The organism is Streptomyces sp. NPDC127084 (assembly GCF_042724175.1).
In the GTDB taxonomy this organism is placed as follows: Bacteria; Actinomycetota; Actinomycetes; order Streptomycetales; family Streptomycetaceae; genus Streptomyces.
Genome location: NZ_JBHXFA010000207.1, coordinates 1 through 9305 on the forward strand (window position 1 = coordinate 1; position 9305 = coordinate 9305).

Consider the following 9305-nt stretch of genomic DNA (forward strand, 5'->3'; position numbering starts at 1 on the left):
TGGAATCACCACGCCAACGACGAGGGGCCCTGCCTCGTCACCACACCCGCTGACCAGCCCATTTCACCCTCCAGCACAGGATGAAAGAGGCTCACAGACGACCTCGCCAGCATTGCTCTACGCAGCGACACATTCGCACTTCCCAATCGGCGACCGAGTCGTCGCGGGAAGACGGGCGGCCAAGCCTCGGAAGCCACGAACGGCAGCAGCCTGAAAGCCACACCCCGCCTCCCCTGGGCGTCCCCACCCTACAAACGGGAGGACCAGCCCGGTCGAAAAAGGTAGAGCAGCCTGAGTCGAAGACCGCCGTTTCACGAGACGGGCGCCACCTAATAGGTAGTGCACGTTATCCGTATCGCAATAGGTATTCTTCACGTCGCTGCGGAGGGGATCTGAGGATCAGACTTACCTGGTTATGTCCATGCCGTGGATCTAGAATCAAGGAGACCTTGTGCACCAGTTCGGTGTGAGGCTGAGAAGCAACACGTCCGAGGGGTGCTGGGACGAGAACGAGACGGCCGCTCTCCGGCTCGATATATCCGCTGTCATGGAAGAGGGAAGATCGGACCGGATCTCGTGCACGCTGCCCGACTATCAACCGCAATGCGCAGCTCATACTAAGCAAGTCGATCCTTGTAACGAGCCGATCGGCGGTTCTTGCCGCCTGCGAAGCGCTATCTCTCAATCCCCGGCAGGCGCATGATGCCAGTTACGGCATCTCGCCGCGTTGCCGCATCACAGCCGCGCCGACATTCGCTGAGGAATACAGGTCAGCCCCTAAAGATTGCGGGGCAGCCACCGTTCCCCCGGGGACCAACGGTTGTGCAGCGCTGGCGAGCTCAAGCAGACCGTTATGACCATCGGCAGTGCTCGGCAATACCCTCGTGATGAGCAGAATCCTGCCAGTATTCCTGCGGAGCGCGCTGCTTTGGCGCCTGCCCGGCTAGGAAGGACCTCAGCACGACGCCGCATCGGCGAGACACTAGCGTAGCAAGCGGCCCTACTCTCACCACAAGCTCAGGTCGCTCCGGTCGTATGCGCCAACCGACCCTCAATGTCAGCGACGGCCATTACGCCCGATCTCAGTCTGTGGAGACGAAGACTATGGCCGACAAACAAACCCTGGGCTCCTCCGAGCGCAGAGGACGGGGAAGGGCTTAGAGTGAGGCAGTATTTCGCGGACCGTTTTCACGAGGATCTGCGCCAGAGCGTGCGGCAGTTCGCTGAGCGGGAGGTGCGGTCCCGCGTGGCGGAGATGGAAGCGGCGCGCACGGTATCGGACGACGTGTCCCAACTGATCGCCCATCGGGGGTGGATCGGAGTTACTGTAGACCCGGCCTACGGGGGCATGGGCGCAGGCCACTTGGCCAAAACCATCATCATCGAGGAACTCGCCCGCGTCAGCGGCGCCATGGGTGCCATGGTCCAAGCGAGCCAACTCGGCGTCGCAAAAATAATTCACTTCGGTAGCGATACCCAGAAAAAGATTTGGTTGCCCCGAGTTGCCTCCGGTGCCTGCTTGCCCACCATCGCCGTCACAGAGCCGGAGTCAGGGGGACACGTCTTGGGCTTGGGCTCCACAGCTGTCCGCGAGGGCGACAACTACATCCTCAATGGCCGCAAAGTCTACGTGGGTAATAGCCACATCGGTGACCTACACGGTGTCGTCGTCCGCACTGGTTCAGGCTCACAGGGGTTGTCGGCGTTCCTCGTCGAGGCTGACCGTCCCGGCCTCACACTGGGCGATCAACATGAGACTATGGGCCTGCACGGCTTCAGTTTCGGCGAGTTGATATTCGAAGACTGCCGAGTGCCAGCAGCCAACCTGCTGGGAAACGAAGGGCAAGGGCTCGAAGTTGCCTACTCCTCGAGCGTGCTCTACGGAAGGCCGAACCTTACTGCGGTGTCCCTCGGGATCCATCAAGCGATTCTCGATGAGACGACCAGGTTCTGCACTGAGCGCGAGCGTTTCGGCCAACCTCTTCACATGGTCGGCGGCATGAAACTGAAGCTGGGACGAATGCAGTCCCGGCTCATGACGGCCCGGCTGACCGCCTATCACGCTGTGCAACAGCTCGATCAAGGATTTCCATGTGACAGCGAGCTCATGAATGCCAAGCTTGTCAATGTCGAGTCAGCCATCGACTCCGCTCGCGATGCCATGGAGATCCATGCTGCTTGCGGGCTGTTCACTGATCGCCCCGTGGAACGCTATCTGCGTGATGCTCACCATCTCTATGCACCAGCTGGCACCAGCGACATTCAGCTGCTGCGGCTGGCTGACGACGCGCTCGGAATCTCCAAAGGTCAATGGTCCCAGCGCCTGTCCCACTTGCTGCGCACAGTAAAGACGGAACAGCGAGATGGAGGAGAATTGTGACCTTGTGCCCAAGCCCACGCTCTGACAGCGATGACGAGATTCTCTGTCTTCCGCTTCGTAGTTGGCCCCGAGAACCCTATCGCCCTCAAGGAATAGGCGCCAATGTCGCTTATTCCTTGACAGCCCTGGACGGTCAGCTCGGAGGTCTGGTCAACGGATCCTGACCGATCGGCTGCCGGTTGACAGCGAACTTGTAACAGAGAGGTGGGGTCGCCAATGGAGGCTAGATAGAGCGTACTTAATCGCAGGACTCATGCCCTGCCTTGAAATATTTAGGCAAAAGCTTAGCGGATCGCCTTAAAATTCTTGATGGCAGCGTGGTTTTCGACGTTCTACGGGGCGATCAAACTCTTGAACGTTGGAGCTGACCGCGATAAAGCCCGGTGCACTAATGAGGCTTCGCCATGCGGTAACGATTAACGCCCAGAGCCTGGACGAATAATGATGAGAGGACTCCATGCCTAAAACTGCGACTCACGCAGCGCGTCCGGAACCTGATCGGCGGCTAGACAGAGCCACGGCGCGGAAACCGAAGCACGGTGGATCGCCCGATATGACCTGTCGGATGGAAATGGCTAATCGAGCCCGTCTCATGCGCCTTGCACTCATCCCTGCGGTTCTCCTGACAGGAATCTCGACTGGCGCTATCGCTCTCAGCCTGGGATGTGAGGACGATGCGATTGCTACGAACAATTGGGGTGTTCTGGCTGGTGCTGCCGTACTAGGGGGCGCTGTTCTGGTAGTCGCCGTACACGCCTGCAGGGCTGATGCTCAAAGAGCAGCGCGACAATATGCGTCGCTGCACGAGATCGCCACCGGTTGGCAACGGAATCTGGCGGCTTTGGTGAGCCGGATCGAACATGGCGAGCAACCTCAGCCTCCGCCGCACATTGCTCTCCCCCCGACTGAAAAAGATGCGTTCGGCCTTCTGGAACATGAGATACGGCGCGGGCATGCCCAGGCCGCCTCGGCACTGACCCACATAGCTCAACTCGCTCAGACCACATCGGATGGCCGTGAGGAGACGTTCGAAGTGTTCGTCAGCCTCTCCCGCCGGTTGCAGTCTCTCGTGCACCGCGCGATCAACACGCTCGATGCCCTAGAGAACGAGATCGAGGACCCCGACCTCCTCAAGCGCATCTTCATCATCGACCACTTGGCGACCCGGATCCGCCGGTATGCGGAAAACGTTGCGGTGCTCGGAGGCACTGTCTCGCGCCGCCAATGGAGTCGACCCGTAAACCTGACTGAGGTACTGCGCTCCGCCGTTGCCGAGGTCGAACAGTACACCCGAGTCAAACTTGTGCCGCCAATTGAGGGAATGCTACGTGGCCACGCTGTCGCAGACGTCATCCATCTACTTGCTGAACTCGTCGAGAACGCGACCGTATTCTCCAGCCCCGGGACCCAAGTGCTGCTGCGCTCGTACATGGTGCAGTCCGGCCTGTCCCTAGAGGTGGAGGACCGCGGTCTTGGCATGCCAATAGAAGACCAGGCGCGATTTAACGCCCTCTTCGCCTACCGGGACCACATCAATGTCAGGAGACTGCTTGCCGACGGCCGCATTGGCCTGTATGTCGTCTCAGAGCTGGCGCGCCGACACGACATTCCCGTACAGCTGCAGAGCAACATCTACGGCGGCGTGCAGGCCGTGGTGATCATCCCGCACGTGCTGCTCGGCGAAGAGGCGCCCCAAGCGTCGGAGAGAGAACCTGACGAAAACCACCATCTTGGCCCTCAAACCACGATAACTACTCTGCCTCCGACACCTCGGACCGGCCGTCCAGTCCGGCTTTCGGCTGCACCCCACGCAGCCACATCGTCCCAGCAGGCTGCTTGGCCAGCCAGCGCGGAAGCTTCCCTACTGCCGCAACACTCCGTGGGCGCCGAACCAGAGATCAACCGATGGGCTAGCACCATGCCCGGCGCCGATACCCAGGACGACCGGCCGAAACTTCCAAAGCGGCGAGCACAGGAGCATCTGGCGCCGGAATTGCTGGACATACCAGACTCCCACGTGACCGGGAACTACGAAGTGAATTCGAGCCAAATATTCACCCAGTTCAAGAACGGCGCAACTCTCGCCGATGAGGCTTCCGGATAAAGCTCACCCAAAGTTCTTGCAACTAGCCCCCGAGGGGAAATGTCACTGTGAGCAACATGTGCAACGGTAATGAAAACCTAGATTGGCTCCTGGATAACCTCCTGAAGGCGGTGCAGGGTAGCCGAAATGCCTTGCTGCTGTCCTCTGACGGTTTGAAGAAGTCAGCTGTCAACCTTAGCGATCACGAAGCGGACAAGCTGGCCGCCATGGCATCTGGGCTCCACGCGTTGGGGCGCGGCGTCGGCCAGGCTTTCGGAATCGGAGGCGAAGTCCGGCAGGTCGTGGTGGAGCTCTCCACGACCTGCCTCTTCGTCACTTCGGCTGGCTCAGGCGCAGCCCTCGCGGTCCTTGCCGATCCGGGAACTGACGCAGGATTGCTCGGCTACGAGATGACCATCCTCGTCAAAAAGGTACAACCTTTCCTCATGACCCCGGCGCGCCAGCCACAGACACTCGAGTAGAGGGCGATTTCTGATCATGTCAGATACCGAGGACAAGCTTTGGGACGAAGAGGCGGGCTGTCTAGTCCGGCCCTACACCATCAGCGATGGCCGAACCCTACCTTCAGCCTCGTTTGACCTCCTCACCCTGGTGATGGCCACCGGCAAACGGCCACAGACATATCTCGGGCCCGACCACGAGCAAATTCTCGCACTCTGTGGCAGCCCCGTGTCCGTAGCCGAAGTCGCCGCCCATATGAGCCTACCCGCTGTGATCACTAAAATCCTGCTCTCCGACCTGGTGGAATACAAGGCCCTCACCAGACGCGCGCCGCGTCCAATCAAGGCAGCAACTCCAATCGACCGACAAACCCTGGAGGCGATGCTGCATGGTCTTCGCGCACGGCTCTGATCCCTTCCCCGCAGCCCTAAAGGTCCTGATAGCTGGCGGCTTTGGCGTGGGGAAAACCACGTTTGTCGGCGCGGCAAGCGAGATCGAACCACTCAACACAGAGGAAATGCTGACCTCGCTCAGCGTCCATACGGACAACCTGACCGGGATCCAAGGGAAATCCACCACTACAGTGGCGATGGACTTCGGCCGCATCACCCTCGATCAACGCCACATCCTATACCTTTTCGGTACTCCTGGGCAGGAGCGCTTCTGGTTCATGTGGGATGAACTCTCCAGCGGCGCTCTCGGGGCCGTCATCCTGGCCGACACACGCAGGCTCGACCACTGTTTCGCCGCCGTCGACTTCTTCGAGCGGCGCGGAATCCGCTTCGTCGTCGCAGTCAACGAGTTTGACGGCGCCCATCGCTACACCCCCGACGAGGTGCGGGAAGCCATCGATATCAAGCCCACGGTGCCGGTCAAGATCTGCGACGCTCGCCAGTGCAGTTCCGCCACCAGTGTCCTGATCGAACTCATACACTATCTCCTCAGCACGGCTCCAGGAACAGCGGCGGCGCAGCCCACCGCGATGCTCTGATTCACCCCACCGCATTGAAGGGAACCCTCATGCACCCAGCCCCGTCGACGCTTCTTACCCCTGACGACCGCTACGCATTCGCCCGAGCCGCTAGGCTGCGCGAGATCGGGATCGGCGAGGCGCCCGTCCAGGAATTCGACGACTTTGCTCACAGGCTCGCGCTGACCTTGGGCGCGCGCTATGCGATGGTGAACTTCATCGACGACAATCGTCAGTATTTCGCCGGACTCTACAGCCCGACGGCTGGTCAGATGGTGCAATTGGCTCCTCAGCAGGACCAAATGGACCGCGTGATGGCCCGGGACCACGGCTACTGTCCGCATGTCGTCGTGAGACGCAAGGCGTTGATTTTGGAGGACGTGTGCGACTACCCCAGGTTCGCTGGCAACCCCGTCGTGGACGAACTGGGAATACGCTCCTACGCAGGTGCCCCGCTGCTCGACCGCAAGACGGGCATGGCCCTGGGGACGATCTGTGTGGTTGACACCGACGTTCAACCCTGGGGTCGGCAGGGTCTCCAAACCATCAAGGCGATGGCGCAGCAGATGGCTGACCGTGTTCACCATATCGAGTCGGGGCTGCAGCATTGAGATTCGATGATCCTGTTCTCGATGATCACACGAACGGGATCGCCGACTGGCCCAGCCACGAGCCGTCGTCCGACGTATGTATCGAACTCGGAATGGTTCAGGTCCTCTTAAAGAAGACCACCACATGAAAGCCGCGGACGTAGCCCGGACTGAACCGAAGGTTTAAACAAGTGGGCAATTGGCGTTCCATGTGCCTACGACGGTGATTTCATCGGCTCGACTGGCTGGTGGCGCCTGGAATCCAGAATGGTTGCGAGATAGGTGCCGCTGGTGATCGGCACATTGAGCTTTTCGAGTTGGCCACTGAACGCTTGTCATCCTGTGCCAGGCGATCGTGATTGCGTGAAGGGCGGCGACGGTTCTGCTGATCCGGTTGGGGCTGCAGGGAGCCTTGTGGAAGATCTTCCATTGCTTGAGGGGGGTCTGTCCAATCAACGGCTGATCTTGGTTGTTGAGGTCAGTGGCTGGTGGTGGGGGTGAGGCGTCCTTCGAAGGCGATCTGGAAGGCGTTCAGTGGCGCCTTCCAGCGCATCGTCCAGCGGCGCCGGCCCTTGCCGGTCGGGCCCAGACTCATCAGCGCCATGTAAACGCACTTCAACGCTGCGTTCTCTGACGGGAAGTGGCCGCGCGCCCGGACGGCCTTGCGGATCCGAGCGTGACTGACCTTCGAGGCGTGATGTCGTCAGTGTGAGTCCGGTGCCAGCGAGGCATCCGTCAATGAGATCGGGCCGGTATTGGACCTGACGAAGTCCTTGTCGCAGGGCGCGCATCAAATGGGTCGGGTCGGTGAAGGCGGTGTTGGCCTGGCAACGCCTTCGCAGGAGGGACCAGATGCCTTCGACCGGGTTGAGCTGTGGTGCATAGGGCGGCAGGTAGTGGACGGCGATCCAGTCGTGGGCGTCGATGAACTCGCGTAATCGGCGGTCCCGGTGGACATTGAGATTGTCCCAGACCAGGACGATCGGCCTGCCAAGTTGCTGGTGAGCTGCGACCAGAAGGTCGCGGTAGTCCGTCCAGGCGAAGCTACGGCGTCCGCCGGTCTTGTGGTCAGCGTGGACGATCGGCCGGTAGATTAGCCGCGAGCGTTCGCCTGCCTTGTAGCAGGCCAGGGCGGCGATGGAGATCCGGCGCTGGGAGCGTCCCCGGACGCGGACGATCGGGGTGTGGCCGCGGCGGGACCAGGTACGTGCAGTGGGCGGCGTCATCGAGAAGCCGGCCTCGTCCTCGAAGACGAGGTAGGCACCGAGCGCCGCCGCAGCGCTTCCGCGGACGGCCAGGTCTCCTTCACCCACCCGGCTACCGCCGCCTCGTCCCGCTCGACCGCACGCTTCACGGGCATCTGGTGACTCCAGCCGTGGCGTCGCAGCATCAGCGAGACCCCCGAGAGCGTGAACGACTTGTGGAACCGCCGGCCGATCAGCGTTTTGATCCGGGCCAGCGTCCAGGTCTGGTCCGGCCAGCCGTGCGCCACCGCCCCCTTGGCCAGCTCCATCTCCAGCACGGCGAACAACGTGTCACTCAGCTTCGGCACGGAGACCGGTCCAGCCGACCGCAGCCCCTCGCTACCGGCCCCCACCCAGGCCCGCCGCCACCGCTGCACCGAGCGCACGCTCACCCGTAAATCCTTCGCGACTTCTCCGTTGGAGGCACCTGCATCCGGATCCGTTCACGAATCGCCTGCCGTTCAGGCGTCAGCCCACCACCCTGCGGATACCTCATACAACCGGCATACCGCGACGATCACACCCTGTCAGCCCCCAACGGTCTGTCCAGTGAACGGTGTAACTGGGTTGGTGTAGTGGGTCAGATTCGGTTGTGGGTGAGGCGTCCGTCGAAGGCGATGTCGAATGCCTGGAGGGCCCGCTTCCAGCGGGTCGTCCAGCGTTTGCGTCCCGTCCCGGTCGGATCCAGGGACATCACCGCGAGGTAGACGCACTTCAGGGCCGCGTTCTCGGAGGGGAAGTGGCCACGGGCCCTCGCAGCCCGGCGGATGCGTGCGTTGACCGACTCGATCGCGTTGGTGGTGCAGACGATGCGCCGGATCTCCGCGTCGAACTGGAGGAACGGCACGAACTCGGCCCACGCGTTCTCCCAGAGCCGGACGATCGCCGGATACTTGCTGCCCCATTCCTCGCTGAACTCCAGGAACCGGCTCATCGCGGCGTCCTCGGTCGGCGCCGTATAGACCGGTCTCAGTGCTTTCGCGATCTTGTCCCAGTCCTGTCGGCCGGCATAACGGAACGAGGCCCGCAGGAGATGGACGACGCAGGTCTGCACCATGGTCTTCGGCCAGACCTCGCCGACCGCGTCGGGCAGGCCCTTCAATCCGTCGCAGACGAGCATGAGGACGTCCTCGACGCCCCGGTTCTTCAGTTCGGTCAGGACCCGCAGCCAGTGTTTGGCCCCCTCGCCTCCTTCCCCGCCGGCCCAGAGTCCGAGGATGTCGCGGTGCCCCTCGCCGGTGACCGCGAGGGCCATGTAGATGGGCCGGTTGGCGACCTGGCCTTCGCGGATCTTCACGTTGATGCAGTCGACGAAGACGACCGGGTAGACACGGTCGAGAGGACGAGCCTGCCATTCGGCCACGCCCTCCATGACCGAGTCGGTGATGGTAGAGATGAGCTGCTTCGATACTTCGGCGCCATAGACCTCGGCCAGGTGCGAGGAGATCTCGCCGTGGGTGAGGCCCTTCGCCGACAGCGACAGCACCATCTAATAGCTCACCGGTGGGCCCGAGCGTTAGAACGCAAGGCTCTATCGACTCCGTGTGATGCAGGCCTGGCCCTGTTCCGGGACGAG

6 protein-coding genes and 4 pseudogenes are annotated in these 9305 nt (G+C 61.6%); 6 read left to right on the forward strand and 4 right to left on the reverse strand.

Going from position 1 to position 9305, the window contains the following annotated elements:
• Positions 1-1162: 1162 nt before the first annotated feature.
• The 6 genes from ACFWI9_RS30730 (at position 1163) to ACFWI9_RS30755 (ending at position 6506) form a co-directional block, all read left to right on the forward strand.
• A complete protein-coding gene (locus ACFWI9_RS30730; protein ID WP_387167484.1) occupies positions 1163-2380 on the forward strand; it encodes an acyl-CoA dehydrogenase family protein in 1218 nt (405 codons plus the stop codon).
• 844 nt (positions 2381-3224) lie between these two features.
• Positions 3225-4484 (forward strand): sensor histidine kinase, encoded by a 1260-nt coding sequence (locus tag ACFWI9_RS30735; RefSeq protein ID WP_387167486.1) that lies wholly within the window; start codon positions 3225-3227, stop codon positions 4482-4484.
• Between the two features lie 56 nt (positions 4485-4540).
• On the forward strand, positions 4541-4945 hold the full coding sequence (locus tag ACFWI9_RS30740) for a roadblock/LC7 domain-containing protein (protein ID WP_387167498.1): 405 nt from the start codon (positions 4541-4543) through the stop codon (positions 4943-4945).
• Between the two features lie 16 nt (positions 4946-4961).
• Positions 4962-5336, forward strand: a complete 375-nt coding sequence (locus tag ACFWI9_RS30745; protein ID WP_387167489.1) for a DUF742 domain-containing protein — start codon at positions 4962-4964, stop codon at positions 5334-5336.
• Positions 5314-5916 carry an ATP/GTP-binding protein gene (locus ACFWI9_RS30750; protein ID WP_387167492.1) on the forward strand — a complete coding sequence of 201 codons (603 nt, stop codon included), beginning with the start codon at positions 5314-5316 and terminating at the stop codon, positions 5914-5916. Before ACFWI9_RS30745 ends, ACFWI9_RS30750 begins: the two co-directional genes overlap by 23 nt.
• 29 nt (positions 5917-5945) lie before the next feature.
• Positions 5946-6506 (forward strand): GAF domain-containing protein, encoded by a 561-nt coding sequence (locus ACFWI9_RS30755; protein WP_387167495.1) that lies wholly within the window; start codon positions 5946-5948, stop codon positions 6504-6506.
• Positions 6507-6963: 457 nt separating this feature from the next.
• Here ACFWI9_RS30755 and ACFWI9_RS30760 read toward each other — a convergent pair.
• The 4 pseudogenes from ACFWI9_RS30760 to ACFWI9_RS30775 all read right to left on the reverse strand — a co-directional run.
• A pseudogene (locus ACFWI9_RS30760) lies at positions 6964-7164 on the reverse strand (IS256 family transposase); the annotation flags it as partial.
• 25 nt (positions 7165-7189) lie between these two features.
• Positions 7190-7711, reverse strand: a pseudogene (locus ACFWI9_RS30765) (transposase); the annotation flags it as partial.
• Positions 7708-8225, reverse strand: a pseudogene (locus ACFWI9_RS30770) (winged helix-turn-helix domain-containing protein). The pseudogenes ACFWI9_RS30770 and ACFWI9_RS30765, both read right to left, overlap by 4 nt.
• An 84-nt stretch (positions 8226-8309) precedes the next feature.
• Positions 8310-9218, reverse strand: a pseudogene (locus tag ACFWI9_RS30775) (IS256 family transposase); the annotation flags it as partial.
• Positions 9219-9305: the final 87 nt, after the last annotated feature.

Bases quoted from the DNA above. Each gene is read 5' to 3' on its own strand.
- ACFWI9_RS30750 (WP_387167492.1), top strand. From the start codon at position 5,314: ATGGTCTTCGCGCACGGCTCTGATCCCTTCCCCGCAGCCCTAAAGGTC.
- ACFWI9_RS30745 (WP_387167489.1), top strand. From the start codon at position 4,962: ATGTCAGATACCGAGGACAAGCTTTGGGACGAAGAGGCGGGCTGTCTA.
- ACFWI9_RS30740 (WP_387167498.1), top strand. From the start codon at position 4,541: ATGTGCAACGGTAATGAAAACCTAGATTGGCTCCTGGATAACCTCCTG.
- ACFWI9_RS30755 (WP_387167495.1), top strand. From the start codon at position 5,946: ATGCACCCAGCCCCGTCGACGCTTCTTACCCCTGACGACCGCTACGCA.